The organism is uncultured Anaerovibrio sp., assembly GCF_947302755.1.
Lineage (GTDB): Bacteria > Bacillota > Negativicutes > Selenomonadales > Selenomonadaceae > Anaerovibrio.
This window is the reverse complement of the sequence record NZ_CAMYWM010000013.1, coordinates 1-16806: the sequence shown is the minus strand read 5'-3', so window position 1 is coordinate 16806 and position 16806 is coordinate 1. Positions and strand designations below refer to the sequence as shown.

20 protein-coding genes are annotated in these 16806 nt (G+C 47.0%); 16 read left to right on the top strand and 4 right to left on the bottom strand.

Annotation, left to right across the window (positions count from 1 at the left end; translation table 11 throughout):
- Positions 1–58 precede the first annotated feature (58 nt).
- The 16 genes from Q0Y54_RS02630 (at position 59) to Q0Y54_RS02555 (ending at position 12979) form a co-directional block, all read left to right on the top strand.
- Complete coding sequence (locus Q0Y54_RS02630; protein WP_027397252.1) at positions 59–412, top strand: NADH-quinone oxidoreductase subunit A; 354 nt, start codon at positions 59–61, stop codon at positions 410–412.
- On the top strand, positions 403–975 hold the full coding sequence (locus tag Q0Y54_RS02625) for an NADH-quinone oxidoreductase subunit B (RefSeq protein WP_297964003.1): 573 nt from the start codon (positions 403–405) through the stop codon (positions 973–975). The genes Q0Y54_RS02630 and Q0Y54_RS02625 overlap by 10 nt, the downstream gene beginning before the upstream one ends.
- Position 976: 1 nt before the next feature.
- Positions 977–1477, top strand: a complete 501-nt coding sequence (locus Q0Y54_RS02620; protein WP_297964000.1) for an NADH-quinone oxidoreductase subunit C — start codon at positions 977–979, stop codon at positions 1475–1477.
- Complete coding sequence (locus Q0Y54_RS02615; RefSeq protein ID WP_297963998.1) at positions 1450–2547, top strand: NADH-quinone oxidoreductase subunit D; 1098 nt, start codon at positions 1450–1452, stop codon at positions 2545–2547. Before Q0Y54_RS02620 ends, Q0Y54_RS02615 begins: the two co-directional genes overlap by 28 nt.
- Positions 2548–2688: 141 nt before the next feature.
- Entirely contained in the window at positions 2689–3726 is a 1038-nt protein-coding gene (nuoH, locus tag Q0Y54_RS02610) for an NADH-quinone oxidoreductase subunit NuoH (protein WP_297963996.1), read from the top strand.
- 15 nt (positions 3727–3741) lie between these two features.
- Positions 3742–4149, top strand: coding sequence for an NADH-quinone oxidoreductase subunit I (locus Q0Y54_RS02605; protein ID WP_297963994.1), 408 nt, complete (start codon positions 3742–3744; stop codon positions 4147–4149).
- On the top strand, positions 4142–4645 hold the full coding sequence (locus Q0Y54_RS02600; RefSeq protein WP_297963992.1) for an NADH-quinone oxidoreductase subunit J: 504 nt from the start codon (positions 4142–4144) through the stop codon (positions 4643–4645). Before Q0Y54_RS02605 ends, Q0Y54_RS02600 begins: the two co-directional genes overlap by 8 nt.
- Positions 4642–4953 (top strand): NADH-quinone oxidoreductase subunit NuoK, encoded by a 312-nt coding sequence (gene nuoK / locus Q0Y54_RS02595; protein ID WP_297963990.1) that lies wholly within the window; start codon positions 4642–4644, stop codon positions 4951–4953. The genes Q0Y54_RS02600 and nuoK overlap by 4 nt, the downstream gene beginning before the upstream one ends.
- 12 nt (positions 4954–4965) lie before the next feature.
- Positions 4966–6864 carry an NADH-quinone oxidoreductase subunit L gene (nuoL, locus tag Q0Y54_RS02590; protein ID WP_297963988.1) on the top strand — a complete coding sequence of 633 codons (1899 nt, stop codon included), beginning with the start codon at positions 4966–4968 and terminating at the stop codon, positions 6862–6864.
- Positions 6864–8399 carry a NuoM family protein gene (locus Q0Y54_RS02585; RefSeq protein WP_297963986.1) on the top strand — a complete coding sequence of 512 codons (1536 nt, stop codon included), beginning with the start codon at positions 6864–6866 and terminating at the stop codon, positions 8397–8399. Before nuoL ends, Q0Y54_RS02585 begins: the two co-directional genes overlap by 1 nt.
- Entirely contained in the window at positions 8399–9847 is a 1449-nt protein-coding gene (locus tag Q0Y54_RS02580; protein WP_297963984.1) for an NADH-quinone oxidoreductase subunit N, read from the top strand. Before Q0Y54_RS02585 ends, Q0Y54_RS02580 begins: the two co-directional genes overlap by 1 nt.
- A 297-nt stretch (positions 9848–10144) precedes the next feature.
- A complete protein-coding gene (locus Q0Y54_RS02575) occupies positions 10145–10408 on the top strand; it encodes a late competence development ComFB family protein (protein ID WP_297963982.1) in 264 nt (87 codons plus the stop codon).
- A 64-nt stretch (positions 10409–10472) separates the two neighbouring features.
- Positions 10473–11228: a Fic family protein gene (locus Q0Y54_RS02570; protein WP_297963980.1), complete on the top strand. Its 756-nt coding sequence runs from the start codon at positions 10473–10475 to the stop codon at positions 11226–11228.
- Between the two features lie 114 nt (positions 11229–11342).
- Positions 11343–11714 carry a hypothetical protein gene (locus tag Q0Y54_RS02565; protein WP_297963978.1) on the top strand — a complete coding sequence of 124 codons (372 nt, stop codon included), beginning with the start codon at positions 11343–11345 and terminating at the stop codon, positions 11712–11714.
- A gap of 164 nt (positions 11715–11878) precedes the next feature.
- On the top strand, positions 11879–12418 hold the full coding sequence (locus tag Q0Y54_RS02560) for a flavodoxin family protein (RefSeq protein ID WP_297963976.1): 540 nt from the start codon (positions 11879–11881) through the stop codon (positions 12416–12418).
- A 63-nt stretch (positions 12419–12481) separates the two neighbouring features.
- Positions 12482–12979 carry a cyclophilin-like fold protein gene (locus Q0Y54_RS02555; RefSeq protein ID WP_297963974.1) on the top strand — a complete coding sequence of 166 codons (498 nt, stop codon included), beginning with the start codon at positions 12482–12484 and terminating at the stop codon, positions 12977–12979.
- Between the two features lie 154 nt (positions 12980–13133).
- Here the strand turns inward: Q0Y54_RS02555 and Q0Y54_RS02550 are convergent, their stop codons facing one another.
- The 4 genes from Q0Y54_RS02550 to Q0Y54_RS02535 form a co-directional block, all read right to left on the bottom strand.
- Positions 13134–14420, bottom strand: a complete 1287-nt coding sequence (locus tag Q0Y54_RS02550) for a hypothetical protein (protein WP_297963972.1) — start codon at positions 14418–14420, stop codon at positions 13134–13136.
- 38 nt (positions 14421–14458) lie between these two features.
- Complete coding sequence (locus tag Q0Y54_RS02545; RefSeq protein WP_297963970.1) at positions 14459–14833, bottom strand: hypothetical protein; 375 nt, start codon at positions 14831–14833, stop codon at positions 14459–14461.
- A gap of 244 nt (positions 14834–15077) precedes the next feature.
- Positions 15078–16247, bottom strand: coding sequence for an aminotransferase class I/II-fold pyridoxal phosphate-dependent enzyme (locus Q0Y54_RS02540; RefSeq protein ID WP_297963968.1), 1170 nt, complete (start codon positions 16245–16247; stop codon positions 15078–15080).
- On the bottom strand, positions 16244–16723 hold the full coding sequence (locus tag Q0Y54_RS02535; protein ID WP_297963966.1) for an Lrp/AsnC family transcriptional regulator: 480 nt from the start codon (positions 16721–16723) through the stop codon (positions 16244–16246). The genes Q0Y54_RS02540 and Q0Y54_RS02535 overlap by 4 nt, the downstream gene beginning before the upstream one ends.
- Positions 16724–16806: the final 83 nt, after the last annotated feature.

Here is a 16806-nt window from a genome sequence, read left to right as displayed (position 1 = left end):
AATACCTGTACGGTACATCTATGTTAAAACGTACATAGGGGTTTAAGGAGGGGTTTTTATGGATGGTTATGCAACACTGGGAATTTTCTTCATTATGGCCTTGGGCTTTCCTATTGCACCTATTATTATTGCCAATATAATTCAGCCTAAGCAGCCAACCAATGAAAAGGATATTCCCTATGAATGTGGTGTAAATACCATTGGAAAAAACAATGTGCAGTTTCATATAGGATATTTTATGTATGCACTTGTTTTTTTGCTGTTTGATGTTGAGACGGTGTTCCTTTATCCATGGGCTGTAAAATACAGTCAGCTGGGGCTGTTTGCCCTGGTGGAAATGCTGGTGTTCGTCGGGATATTAACCATTGGTCTCTGGTATGCGTGGAAGAAGGGGGCTCTCTCATGGAAATAGTTGATATTGTGCCGCCTGTGCTGAAGGACAATGTTATTGTTACCAGCGTGGACGCACTGTTTAAATGGGGTAAATCCAATTCAATTTGGCCTTTGTCATCAGGTCTTGCCTGCTGCTCAATAGAAATGATGTGTGCGGCAGCCTCCCGCTTTGATTTGGCCCGATTTGGCTATGAGGTATTTCGTTCCTGTCCCCGTCAGTCGGATTTGCTGATTGTGGCCGGTACTCTTACCTGGAAAATGACACCACCGCTTATTCGTCTTTATGAGGAGATGCCTGAGCCTAAATATGTCATTGCCATGGGTAACTGTAATATTGGTGGCGGGCCCTTTGCCGATTCCTATTCGGTTGTTACCGGCCTTGATAAGATTATGCCGGTGGATGTGTATTTGCCAGGCTGTCCACCAAGACCAGAGGCCCTTATTGATGCTATGCTCAAGCTGAAAAAGCTTATCCGTCATCCGGAGCTGGGCCGTGATGCCCAGGAGGCCAAGGCAATCAGCAGGGCCAATCTTGAGCTGATGACCCGTCCTGTAAATACAATGGAAGAGAGGGCGGAATAATATGGGAACTTATTTTGAATTGGAAAAGCTGGACCTGCTTAAGGAACAGTTTGATTCGGCTGAATACGATGCCGGGCAGGCAGAGCCGGCTATTTATATTGGCAAGGAGCAGCTCCTTGACCTGATGCGGGTGCTAAGGGAGACTCCTACCTACTCCTTCGACCGTATGGGGATGCTGACGGCGGTGGACTATAAGGAATATATTGAAATGGTGTACAGCCTTTATTCCCGTCGGTATGACAAGTGGCTTACGGTAAAGGTTAAGCTTGACCGGGACAATCCTGAGGTAGAGTCCATGACTCAGATTTGGGAGGGAACCAATTTTGAGGAAAGGGAGACCTACGACCTTATGGGGGTTAGGTTCCTCCATCATCCGGATTTGCGCCGTATCCTGCTGCCGGATAATTACGGGGCCCATCCTCTAAGAAAGGATTTTGTACCTTTGGAGCCTAAAATCGAAGGAGGGGTGCTGACATGGCACAAACAGAGAAGTATGTCTTAAATATGGGACCACAGCATCCAAGTACCCATGGAGTGCTTCAGGTTCAGGTGGAGCTTGACGGTGAAAATATCGTTGGAGCCAAGCCGGTAATGGGATACCTTCATCGGGGAATTGAAAAGCTGATGGAATCCCGTACCTATGTACAGTGTGTACCCTTTACCGACCGCCTGGATTACGTATCGGCTATGAATAACAATTTGGGGTTCTGCATGGCTGTGGAAAAGCTGGCGGGTATCGAGGTGCCTGAGCGGGCCGAATATATCCGGGTAATTTGTGCTGAGCTGAATCGTATTGCCAGCCATCATGTATTTATTGGCTCCCTGACCAATGATCTGGGTTCAGCCACCGGCATGATATACGCGTTCCGGGATCGGGAGAAAATTCTGGATTTATTTAATATCATTTGTGGTGCCCGTATGACCGCCCACTATATCCGTATTGGCGGCGTAGCGGCGGATGCCCAGGATGAGTTTTTGCGGGATACCCAGAAATTTATTGATTACGTTCCGGCAATGCTGGATGAATACAATAAGCTGTTCAGCGGAAACGAGATTTTCCAGGCCAGAATGAAGAAAACTTCCATTATAACAAAGGAAATGGCCTTGAAGTTTGGCATGTCCGGTCCAAATATCAGAGCCAGCGGCGTGGATTATGATATTCGCAAGATAGATAAATATGGTGCCTACGGAAAATTTGACTTTGACGTACCTGTGGGGAAGCGGGGCGATAACTGGGACCGCTATATGATTCGGATTAAGGAAATCGCTGAAAGTGCAAAAATTATCCAGCAGGCACTGGATAATATGCCTGCTGGGGCGTATATGGCCAAGGTGCCAAAGGTATTGCGCCCGCCTAAGGGGGACGCATATCATCGCGTGGAGAATACCCGCGGTGAGCTTGGCTTCTATATAGTAAGTGATGGCTCTACCAAGCCGTACCGGGTTCACATACGTCGTCCATCCTTTGTAAATTTACAGGCCCTGGACACCATGTGCAAGGGAATGCTGCTGGCTGATGCCGTTACAGCATTTGCTACCATCGACCCCTTAATGGGCGAGGTGGATTGCTAATACAGACCCATGCTGACGGAGCCGAAGCTTCCTCACCCAAGGTGGGGGCAGGCCTCCGTAGAGCTCTGGATTAATTCGACTAAATTCAAGTGAAGGTTAAATTTTCCTTGAAGAAGTGTCATTGAATAGGCAGGTGGAAATATGCATAGCGGAATTCTATACTCTTTGGGCCAGTCCCTCAGAGAAATTCTGACGTCATTAATCGGCGTTCCTATATTGGTAGATCTTCTTATGACGGTAATATGCGCGACTATTCTCCTTTTGATAATGGCTACCTCAGCCCTGGTATTTACCCTGGGAGAACGAAAAATCTGCGCATTTATCCAGGTCCGTATCGGACCAAACCGGGTAGGTCCCGGCGGCTTGCTTCAGTCTGTGGCAGATATGCTTAAGCTGATGGACAAGGAGGACATTGTTCCCCGGGGCATTGATAAGTGGCTTTGGGTGTTATCCCCAATTCTTCTGTTGGTGCCATCTGCATTGATTTATGCCTTCTTCCCCTTTGATGATGGGGTTATACTGGCTGACGTCAATGTGGGACTGTTCCTGCTGATAGCCATTACCTCCCAGACGGTTTTGCCGTTTCTCATGGGCGGGTATTCCTCCAACAGTAAATATGCCCTGATAGGTGGTATGCGGACTGTGGCCCAGATGCTGGGCTATGAGGTGCCTATGGTATTCGCTCTTATGGGCATCGTCATGATTACCGGTTCTTTGAAGATGAGTGCCATTGTGGAGGCCCAGTCTGAGGTGTGGTTTGTGGTTTTACAGCCACTGGCTTTCCTTATTTATATTGTTACGGCCCTTGTGGAGAGCAACCGTCCTCCATTTAACATTGTAGAGGGTGAATCGGAGATCATTGCCGGTCCATTTACGGAATATACCGGCATGCGCTGGGCCCTGTTTTTCCTGGCTGAGTTCTCGAACCTCATGTGTATTGGTATTTTGACTACTACCCTGTTTTTGGGTGGCTGGCATGGACCTGACTTTTTGCCTGGGTTCTGCTGGTTCTGGATAAAAACCTTACTGTGCGTTCTCTTTTATCAGTGGGTGGGCTGGACCTTCCCACGGGCCAGGGTGGACAGCATGCTGTCCTTCGGCTGGAAGGTGCTGCTGCCAATCGCCCTTATTAACGTTCTGCTGACCGGGGTTGGCATCTACGTTTACAATGTAATGTGATAGGAGGCTTCAATTATGTGGGGCAAAGGACTTGTTACAGGAATGAAGGTTACCTGGGGCCATTGGTTTGGCAAAAAGGAAACCGTTTATTATCCTGAAGAAAAGCTGCCGATGACTGAACGCTTCCGCGGTGGTCATTTGGCCTTTGATGAACAAAAATGTATTGGCTGCAAGCTGTGTGCCATAAGCTGTCCAAACGCTGCACTGGACCTTACGGTTTCGGTGGATGAGAACAAAAAGCGTCACATGGAGGCCTATGTACATCAGATTGGCCGTTGTATGTATTGTGATTTATGTATTGAGGCATGTCCTACCAAGGCAATTTCCTGGGATAAGAATTATGAATTCGCTTCTTATTTCAAGGAGGATATGACCTATGATGCATTGGCAGAGGCTAGGAACAGGAGGGGTAATAATGAATGAGCTGATTAGTACCCTGGTGTTTTACCTGCTGGCCATGGTGATTTTGGGGACTGCCCTTGGGGTAGTGATGAGCCGTAATCTGGTTCACAGTGCTCTGTTGATGACAGCTTGCTTTATTGCCGTAGGTATGCTGTTCTTCTGGTTGGATGCTGACTTCCTGGGGGCCATGGAGTTTATGCTGTATTCCGGCGGTGTAGCAATTCTGGTGGTAATGGGTGTTATGCTTACAAAGCGTGATGACGGACCTCCGGGCAATCCCTTTAACAACAACACAATACTGGCACTGGGCGGTGCCGGACTCTTTGTTTTAGTTATGATTGCAGTAGTTGTTTCTACGCCGGCACCACCGGGAGGCTACGTTTCTCCTGATACCGTCAATGAGCTGGCGGATATGATGCTGAACAAGTATATTTTACCGTTTGAAATAGCAGCAACCCTGCTGTTGGCTGCCCTTGTGGGAGCTATTATCTTGGCGAAGGGAGATGGAGAAGCATGAGTATTGGATTGGGACATTGTCTGCTCCTGGCTGCAATGCTGTTTTCCATTGGCCTTTATGGGGCGCTGGCAAAGCGTAATATAATTGCCATTCTTATGGGCATTGAGCTTATGCTTAATGCTGTTAATATCAATTTTGTTGCCTTCAACCGCTTTACTCCCGTTTCTGACCTGACAGGTCAGCTGATGACAGTCTTCGCCATTACTGTGGGCGTGGCTGAGGTGGCAATCGGTGTGGCACTGGCTTATCGCATCTACAATGACAGATTTACTATTAATGTGGATGAGCTGGATAATATGAAGGGATAGGGGGAGTTTAGGATGTGTTATGATTTTGCACTTGAACATGCCTGGCTGATTCCGCTATTACCAGCATTGGCCTTTGTTATTATTGGCATGATAACCCGCTCCTATGGAAAGCTGTCGGCGGCTATTGCCGTATGTATGAGCACCATAAGCTTTTTGCTTTCCTGTGGTGTTACCTATGCATTGGTGAATTATGGAATAAGTGTTGAACAGCCCTTTGTTCAGCAGCTTAACTGGATGCATATAGGTAATGTCAGCATTTCCATGGGTGTGTTTATTGATCCGCTTACTGCCATGATGTTGATGGTGGTTTCCACCGTATCATTATTGGTTCAGATTTATTCTGTGGGATATATGAAGGGGGATGAGGGCTACGGAAGATTTTTTGCCTTCCTTTCCCTGTTTGCTGCCTCCATGCTGGGGCTGGTATTGGCAGTAAATTTCCTGCAGATGTATGTGTTCTGGGAGCTGGTTGGTCTTTGCTCCTACCTGTTAATCGGCTTTTATTATCACAGGGTATCGGCCAGGGAGGCCGCCAAGAAGGCCTTTATGACCACCCGTGTTGGTGACTTTGGCCTCCTTTTGGGTATTCTCCTGCTGCAGATTAACTTCGGTACCCTTGATTTCATGGAGCTAAGGGAGATTATTCCGGCCTATATAGGGGCTGCCGGTACCGGTATGATGACGGTTATTGCCCTGCTGGTATTTGTTGGTCCAATCGGTAAATCCGGTCAGTTCCCCCTTCATGTGTGGCTGCCTGATGCCATGGAGGGCCCAACCCCGGTATCAGCCCTGATTCACGCCGCAACCATGGTTGTTGCCGGTGTATATCTGGTGGGACGTGCCTTCTTCATGTTCAGCGAGTTGCCCTGTGTTATGAATGTTATTGCCTGGGTGGGTGGCTTTACCGCCTTCTTTGCGGCCAGCATCGCCTTTACCCAGACGGCCATAAAGCGTATTTTGGCCTATTCCACCATCAGTCAGCTGGGCTATATGATGTTGGCCCTGGGAGTTGGCTCCCTTACGGCCTCCTTCTTCCATTTGATGACCCATGCCTTTTTCAAGGCTCTGCTGTTCCTCTGTGCCGGTGCTGTAATGCACGCTATGGCGGACGAGGCGAATATCTTTAAGATGGGTGGTCTTAGGAGGAAAATGCCGGTAACCTTTGCCACCATGACCATTGGCGTGCTGGCCATTGCCGGTATTCCACCCTTTGCAGGCTTTTTCTCCAAGGATGAAATCCTGCTGGCTGCGGCTCAGGTAAGCACCCCATTGTATGTGCTGGCCACCCTCACCGCCTTTATGACCGCCTTCTATATGGCCCGTCTGCTGTTTGTCACCTTCTTTGGTGAACCAGCCAGCGAGGAGGCCTATGAGCATGCCCATGAGGTGTCAAGATTTATGCTGTTCCCATTGGTGGTTTTGGCTGCGTTGGCAGTAGTAAGCGGCCTTTGGGGCCATGTGGCCGGCTTTGGTGAGTGGGTTCGCTTTGGTCATCCCCATGAGGCTGGTATAGATATGACTATAGCCGTATCCTCTACGATTCTTTCCTTCATTGCCTTCGGTATTGCCTGGAATATCTATGGTGCCAAGCGTTGGAGTTCAGATGCGATTGCAGAGAAAACCGGCATACTTTATAAGCTGAGCTTTAATAAATTTTATATTGACGAAATCTACGAAGCCCTTATTAAGGTATTTGTAGATGGTGTTGCCAAGGTATTCTACTGGATTGACATCTATATTGTTGATGGCGTTATCAACGGATTGGCTCATCTGGTTGGAGGCATCAGCTGGATTTTAAGCAAGGCACAAAACGGACAGGCCCAGCATTATTCCGGGGTCTTTATCTGTGGTGTGATTATCCTTGTGGCATATAGCCTCTACTATTTGGCAGTTCTGGGAGGTGCATTGTAATGACGAGCTTTCCTTTGTTATCAGCAGTCCTGCTGGCACCTATCTGCGCTGCTGTTATTCTTTGCTTTGTTTCACCAAAGGCGGCACAATCCGTAAGGGTGATTGCGGCATCGGCCATGACAGTGGCCTTGGCTCTTACCCTTTATGCCTTCTTCTTTTATGATATGACGGCCGGGGGAATGCAGTTTACCGAAAATATTCCCTGGATTAAGGATTTGGGGGTGCATTACGCATTAGGCGTGGATGGTATTTCCCTGCCAATGCTGCTTTTGACAGATTTGATTGGATTGGCAGCAGTATACAGCTCCTGGAATATTACCAATCGTCCGAAGGAATTTTACATTCTGCTGATGATTCTCATTGCCGGTGTTACGGGTACGTTTATTGCCACGGATTTGTTTATATTCCTTCTTTGCTATGAGGTAGTGGTTATTCCCATTTACATCATGGTTATTATTTGGGGCTCCACCAAACGGGTTTCCAAGGAATATGCTGGCATGAAGCTGACTATATATCTGCTGATGGGATCTGCCTTTATGCTGGTGGGCGTGGTTGCCCTTTATCTGACGGTTGGTGATGTGGCTGGCCTGCGGACCTTTGATATGCAGGCTTTGGCTGCGGCCGGGCAAAATGGCCTTCTCAGTGAGGAATTCCAGATTTTTGCCTTTTTGCTGCTGCTGTTGGGCTTTGGTTCATTGCTTTCCATGTTCCCCTTCCACAGCTGGTCACCGGATGGTTATGCCGGGGCACCTACGGCGGTGTCCATGATTCATGCCGGTGTATTAAAGAAAATCGGTGGCTATGGTCTTATTCGTATTGGCTTGCTGGTGCTGCCCCTGGGGGCTAAATTCTGGGCACCGGTTATTGCCGGCCTGGCCATTATAAATGTTATGTATGCGGCCTATATCGCCTTGGCCCAAAAGGATTTGAAATATGTAATCGGTTATTCCTCCGTATCCCATATGGGATATGTGCTCTTGGGCTTTGCCTGCCTGAATGTGGTTTCGGTCAGCGGCGCTGTGGCCAATATGGTGGCCCATGGTGTCATGAGTGCCCTGTTCTTCTCCATGATTGGCTTTGTATATGAAAAGACGCACATGAGAAGTGTTACGGAGCTTCGTGGTCTGGCTCACCAGATGCCTCGGGTGGCCACCGGCTTTATGCTGGCCGGTATGGCATCCCTGGGGTTGCCGGGACTCATTGGCTTTATTCCTGAGTTTACGATTTTTGTTGGTTCCTTCAGCGTATATCCTGTTTTGGCCATTTTGGCAATTTCCGGGATTATATTTACCGCCCTGTATACCCTGCGTGTATTGGCCAAGGTGCTCTTTGGTCCGCGGGATTCCAAATTTGACAGATACAAGGATGCCCGGGGTGTGGAAATGATGCCGTTAATTATTTTGGGAATTGCCCTGGTTGGCTTCGGTATTTTCCCCCAGCTGCTTATGGGAATGGTTGGCTCCGGTACTGAGCAGCTGATGCCATTGCTGGATCGGATAGCCGAGGTTCCTGAATTTATAGGAGGGATCAGATAATGAATTTTGAAGCTATTAGTACAGAAATTTTCATTTTGGTCCTTGGCCTGTTTGCTATTGTTATGGACCTGGTATTGCCGGAGAATGAGTCCCGCAAGAGTATTGGCGGGGTTCTGGTATTTGCCCTTACCGGTTGGGTTTTGTATATGTTTTCCATGTATGTGCCGGGGGCGGCAGCTGCTGATGGGGCGGCCAATACCAGATATTTTATGGATATGATGTATATAGTGGATAATTATTCCCTGTTTTTCAAACAGCTCTTTATGGTTGCCACTGTGTTCACATTGCTCTTCTCCATGGATTATATGCAGACGGTGCTTCGCTACAAGGGGGAATTTTATGCTCTCCTTATGATGGCCCTGCTGGGGATGTGTGTACTGGCTTCGGCCAATGACTTCCTGACTTCATTTATTGGTCTTGAGCTTATGACCATATCCTTCTATATTTTAGTAGGTGCCCGAATTTCCTCAGTAAATTCCTCTGAGGCGGCGGTAAAATATCTGGTTGTTGGTTCGGTTTCCACGGCCATTATGCTCTACGGTATCAGCCTGGTATATGGTACTGCCGGTACAGTTCAGTTTTATGAGCTCTTTCATAATCAGCACCTGTTTACAGCCGCTGGCCTGGCAGGAGCTACCATGATTATGATTGGCTTCTTCTTCAAGCTGTCAGTTATTCCGTTCCACATGTGGGCTCCTGATGTATATCAGGGGGCACCTACACCAGTGACGGCCATGCTGGCCATGGGATCAAAGGCAGCCGGTATTGCAGTATTTATGCGGGTACTGTTCGTGGCCTTCCCATTGATTGGCTTCTATTGGCTGCCAATGCTGGCCCTATTGTCGGCTGTATGTATGATTGGCGGTAACATTATGGCCATCCGCCAAAATGACGTAAAGCGTATGCTGGCCTATTCCTCTATTGCCCAGGCAGGCTATATGATGGTGGGCATGGTTTCTGCCGATTACCCCGGCATGAAGGCCGTAATGTTCTACGGAATGCTGTATGTATTTGCCAATGTAGGTGCCTTCACGGCCCTTTCGGTGGTGGAGCAGCAGCGCGGCGGTTCTGATTATAAATCCCTGACCGGATTGGCCAAGTCGGCTCCTGTTCTGGCAGCGGTCATGACCATATCCCTGCTGTCCATGGCCGGTATTCCGCCAACAGCGGGGTTTGCCGGTAAGCTGTATCTCTTTACGGCGGTAGTAAATCAGGGGTATTTGTGGCTGGCCTTTGTGGGCTTTATCATGTCCATGATTTCCGTATACTACTATTTGCAGGTGACCAAGGCAATGTATCTTACAGAGGGAGACGGCAAGGCACTGCATATCAGCGGTGCAGTTCGGGCTGCGGCGGTTATAAGTGTTATTGCTACCATTCTCTTTGGCGTATGGCCGGAGAAATTGGCCGAGCTTACCAATTTGGCGGCCTATACCTTCCTGCAGTAAATTGTAAAAAGAGATTTATCCGGTGTTAAGGGGGCTTATCCCCAACCGAACAGGTGGGGGCCTTGGCTCCCCGTCAGGCGCCTGGTAAATTTAATATTTAAGTATTAGGCCGTGGACCTGCGTATGGTTCACGGCTTAATTTTTGGGTACTGTAAATCATATTTATCAGTCAAAGAAATATATATTATTGCGAAAGTAATTGATTAAATGGTATCATTGAGTAGGAATAACCATCTGTTATGTTAACCTTTGGGTGACATTATTTGGATGACAGGTATTATTAGGGGGCTTTTTAGGATGTTTTTGAAGAACTATATGGAGGATTATGTCCTTGAAAAATTGGATGAGCTGATTCCGAAGTATCCGGGATGCTGCTTTTGTGATAAATGTAAGCAGGATATAGTAAATTTGGCATTAAATCACCTTCCGCCTAAATATGTTTCCACGGACAAGGGAGAGCTGTTTGCCCGTGTGGAATTTTTTAATCAGCAGTGTGAGGTTGAGACGATTAAGCAGCTTGTTACAGCCATTGAAATGGTGGGAGCACATCCAAGGCATTAAGGTTCAGATGTATTCTGATTACTGTAAATAATTTGTGGTACGATATCCTAAAGGTGATTAATCTATGAGTTATGAAAGAGCATTAGAATATTGGAAATCACAGGACGTGCAGACTGGGGCAAAAATAGAGGCCGTTCTTAATGGTCAGATTATAAATTTTGCTTATCATTCCGGCAAGATAGAAAATCCTAATATTTCCTTTAATGATACACGGGAGATTTTTGAAAGTGACAGTGTTTCCTCATATACAGGTGATTTGAGAACATTATTTGAAATTCGCAATGCAAAGGATGCCATGTATCTGATGCTTGATTATTTTGATAAAAGGACGCCTTTGAGCGGGCAGCTGATAAAAGAGCTTCAGTTTGAGCTTACAAAGAATACCTATGATAGCCGCAGATATAAAATTGGAGAACGTCCTGGTGAGTACAAAAAACATGATTACATTGTCGGCAGAGAGGAAGTTGGAGCTTCTGCTGCTGATACTGAGGTGGAAATGCAGGAGTTGGTGGATGATATTAATTCCAACGATTTGGATTCAACCAAGGTATTGAAGGCTGCCGCTTATTTTCATTGTAAGATGGAGAATATACATCCATTTTCTGATGGTAATGGCCGAACTGGCCGTTTACTGGTGAATTATCTTTTGATGCTATATAACCACCCACCTATGGTTATCCATAATGAGGATAAAAATGAGTATTATGAAGCTTTGCAGGATTGGGATGAAAAGCTTTCCATTGATAAAATGATTAATTTTTTCAAGAGCCAGATAGTAAAGACCTGGCATAAAAGATTGGAAAAATTTTATAAAAAATAGTTATCTGAGTTAGCACTCTTTCCTGATGTGGATTGAGTGCTTTTTTTCGCAGGAAATTAAATGAAAATGTTGAATTTTTAAGATAGGGAACCAATCTTATCAAAGGAGGACATTATGGATTTTTCAAAGATAAACAAGGAATACATACGTAACCATGAATTTGCCTGTGATGGTATTTCTTTTCCTAACAATAAGGAGAAGGTCAGCTATCGTCTGCACATTGGTGATCCGGTACCAACCCAACAGGAGCAGCAACGAATAAAATTAAGGCAGAGGTTTTCGGAAATATTTTTCACCCGATTTGACGGCAACTATGCCAAATTACATACCTGCACCGGTATTTCCGAGGATAGTATGAGGAAGTACCTGCGTGGTGTACATGACCATAAAATAACCAGAGTAGCTGCTAACAACTGTATTGTTGTAAAATTCGAAAATAAAGTTGGCAGATGTTTAAAGAGTGTGTTTAAAAATGTTGGCGGATAAAATGGAATAGCTATTACCGTAAAGCATAGCTAACAATTTTGTATAAGCATTGGTATTACCTATGCAGGGGAGATACAATAGGGTAACAAGGAATTGCCGGTATAGGCATTTTGTCTACATTTCAGGTGTTAAAGTAAAAGGAAAAAGGCATGGAGGAGAGTACTATGAGCAAGAAGGTAATTGTGATATCCGCGAGCTTAAGAAAGAACAGTAATTCCCAGGCGTTGGCCAGGGCCTTTGCTGAAGGGGCCAAGGAGGCCGGGCATGAGGTGGAGCAGCTTTCCCTGCGGGACAAAACCATAAATTTCTGCCAAGGCTGCTTTGCATGTCAAAAAACCATGGAATGTGTGATAAAGGACGATGCCAATGAGATCACGGCCAAAATCGGTCAGGCAGATGTGGTGGTTCTGGCCACACCGGTCTATTATTACAGTATGTGCGGTCAGTTAAAGACCCTGCTGGATCGGGCAAATCCCCTGTTTCCCTCGGATTATCGTTTCCGTGAGGTTTATTTGCTGGCCACGGCGGCCGAGGAGGAGGAAGCTGCAGTGGCCGGAACCCGCGTCGGCGTCCAGGGGTGGGTAGACTGCTTTCCCAAGGCCGAATTGAAGGAGACCCTTTTCTGTGGCGGCGTGACGGAGGTGGGGGATATTGCCGGAAATGTCGCACTGGAACAAGCCCGGCAGGCTGGCAGGAATATTTGAAATATGTACAGTATTCCCCTTATTCATGGGGGCAATGTGGTATTTGTATGAGGGGGGCGGAGTATGGCAATTAGGAAAATAATAGGCGGAGTCATTTTGTCGGTAATGCTGCTGCTATCAGGCTGCGCAGGCACACAGGAGGCTGGTGCAGTTCCCGATAGTAAGGGGCAGGCTGTCTCTCAACACGAAAATAAAACTATATCAGAAGAAAAGAAGGAGTACAGGATGAAATTGACTATTGATGGTACCGCTGTTCCAGTAACGTGGGAAGATAATGCTTCTACGGCAGAGCTGCATAAGCTGGTGCCATTAACTATTAAGCTGTCACCCTATGGTGGCTTTGAGCAGGTGGGCTCTATCGGTCAAAATATTGTCAGTGCTGATAAGCAGACCACCACCCAATACGGTGATATTGTTCTCTATGCAGGGAACAAGCTGGTTATCTTTTATGGTTCCAATTCCTGGGCCTATACGCGGCTGGGGCATATTGAATTATCCCAACAGGAAATGACAGCCCTATTGAACCGTGATGAAGTAACGGTGACGCTGACAGCAGAATAAGTCAGAAGCTGACATAGCTATACAATCCCCTCTGACGGTAGACGAAAATATATTATTGGCTTAATGCCTAACAATAAAATGCACCCTCATCCTCATTTTAAATGGGGTGGGGGTGCTTCGATGTTATGGTACTGTTTTTGTAATGAAATATTTTTTATTTATGCTGGGCAAAAATCCATTCCATGGCTGGCAACAGGTCATAGGCGTGCTGCCATGTGGAACGGTGTCCGCCTTTGTTATAGAGGGTATAGTAGATGTGGCAGTCAGGGACAATCAGGGCAGCAGCCTGCTGATTAATTTCTGTCTGGGGGTCGGTGCTGTTCAAGGTTTGCCGCAATACCTTGGCACCATTTTGTTCCAGCCCGTCAAGTATTTTTGCCATGCTTGGGGAGGCACCTGGGGCGCCTCCAGCGGCTACGGCCCAAATGTTTTGTGCGCCTAAGGGTGCAGTCACCCTTTCGTTCCATTTGCAGGCTACCAAATAAGAGGCGGCAAAGAAGTCAGGATATTTTACATCCATAGCGATGGAGGTCATGCCGCCCATTGACTGGCCGGTGTTATAGATGCGCTTTTTGTCGATGTTGTATTTGTTCAGTAGGTCGTTGACTAAATGCATGGTGCGGTCAAGTTCTGGCCCATATTGATAATTATCATCTACAATGACGGTATCGTATTGGGGGGCAAGAACAAAACAGGGATGCTGAGCCTGCCATTCAGGTGTTGTCCAGGTTATGGCACCCTTTCCCTGATAAAGTGTGGCCTTATTTTCCGGGGAAACTGTGCCGGCATCATGCATGAATAATACCAGAGGATATTGCTTTTGTGGGTCATAATTTTGGGGAACGTAAAGGTTATACATGAGTTGGGCGTTGTTTTGTTCCGGGTCTATAAATAACCCCTGGGTGAAATTTTCGATCAGCAGTTCCCGCGTGACGGTTGATTTCCAGGTTTCACCTGTGGGATAAAGTGTGCTGTCTGTACCTTTCAGTATACCCTGTTGCTTTACTTCAGCAGTTATTTTCTTTAAGGGGTGTGGATTGCCATGACTGCCCAGCTCCGGGCCGTTTTTACCCATCTTTTTTCTGGCAGAAGTCTCCTTCTTATCATGGGCCGGTACAAGTCCCTGATCGGTCATGGGTAGCTGTTCTAATTCCAACACCACGTATTTTCCTTCGGTTAGTTTTTGATTTCCTTTGCTGGCATGGTCGGCAACATAAGCCTGTTTGATGCTTCGGCTGGGAACACTGAAATCCGCTACATCAACGGATGAAGCCATTATCGGCTGGGAGTAGTTCAAAATTACTGCGGACAGTGCTATGCCATCACCATACACTTCGGCAACGGCCTCCACGGCAGGCGCAGGCACTGCGGCCATGCAGCTGCTGCCAAAAGAGATAGCACTGAGACAAATGGTCAATAGACTTTTATGCAAAATATTCATTATGATTAGCTCCTATTATCACTGTAAATTTCAGTCACCTATATAGCCGGTGACTGTTGCCCTAGCTTATTGCTTAAGTCACCATCAAAGACGCTGTTATGATTGGCAAATTGTAGGATGACATAACGCCCTGGCGTCCCTTTATCAGTTATTTCCGGTTTGTTGCTTACTGTTGCTGCAACAATTTCCCGGCCCTCCACCATAAAATCCGAGGGCTTGACGGCTGATGGCAGCAGCGCCTTTGGGTATTCCAAAATAGCTTCGGCAATCTGTTCACCACTGCCATAGACCCGGGCCACCGCTGTAACCTTCTGCATAGATTGAATGGTAACAGCTGACTGAATTTCCCCGGTCTGAATAACAGCTGCCTGTACCGGCAGGGGAGTTGGCATCATAAAAACGCTTGTACCCATGAAAGCCAACGCTGAAGCAAAAAAAATTGATATTTTCGCATATTATTTCCTCCATAATTCATTTTAGGCAATAAAAAATCGACGCTCCCCAAAGGGGCGGAACCATGTACTGGTTTCCACGTCGATTTTCTGCTGCCAATGCAGCACGGCTCCTACACAGCCGTCTATGCTATTGGCATAACTATAGCATAGACGGCGGATATTTACAAGAATGTTTTTCTGTTCCTGGGAGTAAAGGCAGCTCTTACAAATGACTTACAAAATGCTCAATACGGGCCAGGGCCTCGGAGATCTGCTCAATGGAGGTGGCGTAGGAGCATCTTACGAAGCCTTCGCCACATTCGCCAAAGGCGTTGCCCGGTACCAGTGCCACATGCTCCTGCATCAGAATTTTTTCGGCAAAATCCTCGGAGGAAAGTCCTGTGGAGGTGATATCAGGGAAAATATAGAAGGCTCCCTTTGGCTCGAAGCATTTTAAGCCCGCCTTTTGGAGACCGTCATAAATAAGACGGCGGCGCTTGTCGTATTCGGACACCATTTTTCTCATGTATTTTTCACCGTGGCGCAGGGCCTCCACAGCAGCAATCTGGGCGGTGATGGGAGCACAGAGCATGGTATATTGGTGAATCTTGGTCATGGCGGCAATGATGTCTGGATTAGACAGGGCGTAGCCAATTCGCCAGCCAGTCATGGCATAGGCCTTGGAAAAACCATTAAGCAGGATGGTTCTGTCCTGCATTTCCGGCAGTCCGGCAAAGCATATATGCTTGGTATCCCCATAAGTAAGGTCGCCGTATATTTCATCGGAAATAACGATCAGGTCATGGTTTACAGCAAAGCGGGCAATAGCCTCCAAATCCTCCTTGGAAAGAATGGCTCCCGTTGGGTTGTTGGGATAACCAATAAGAAGAGCCTTGGTCTTTTGAGATACATGAGGCTCTAAATCAGCAGGGGTGATGCGGAAATCATTTTCAGCCTTGGCCGGTACCGGTACCGGTACACCACCTGCCAGGGTGGCGCAGGCCTTGTAGGAAACATAGCATGGCTCCGGAATAAGAATTTCATCTCCCGGGGAGAGAATGGTACGCATGGCAATATCCAGGGCTTCGCTTACGCCTACAGTAACGAGTACATCGGTTTTTGGATCATAATCAAGCTCAAACCGTCTTTTATGCATGAAGCAGATTTCTTCACGCAGCTCCATAAGCCCCCGATTGGCGGTATAGGAGGTGTAGCCCTGCTCCAGTCCGTATACGCAGCTTTCCCGGATGGACCAGGGAGTAATGAAGTCAGGCTCACCAACACCCAGTGAAATAATATCCTCCATTTCCGAGGCAATATCAAAAAATTTTCTTATACCAGAGGGCGGAACACTTTTTACTATAGGTGATATTCTGTCATTCCAGTTTGTCATATGCTCATCACCAGCCTACGATCTTTTTCTTTGTCATCAATGATGATACCGTCCTTTTTGTATGGCTTCAGCAGAAAATGGCTGCGGGTCTGGGTTACCCCTTCGATGGTGGCCAGGCGGGTGGCTACGAAATTGGCCACATCCTGCATTGATTTTCCTTCAATGATTACCAGCAGGTCAAAGCTGCCGGACATCAGGTATACGGTGCGTACCTCGTCAAAGCGGTAAATGCGCTCGGCAATGGCATCAAAGCCCACTTCCCGCTGGGGAGTGAGGTTTACCTCGATAATGGAGGTAACGGTGTTTTCGCCAGTTTTTTCCCAGTTGATGAGGGTGTTGTAGCTGAGGATTATTTTATCCTTTTCCAGCTTGGCCATTTTTTCCTCAACCTCGTATTCGCTGATATTCAGCATTGATGCCAGCTCCTTGGCGGGGCGGCGTGCATCATGCTTTAGAAGCTCCAAAAGTTCTCGCATAATAAATTCTCCTTTAAATTGATTTTTCTTACTACGAAATCTTAGCAAATCAAATCCGAAGGATGCAGATGAGCTTTAGATTT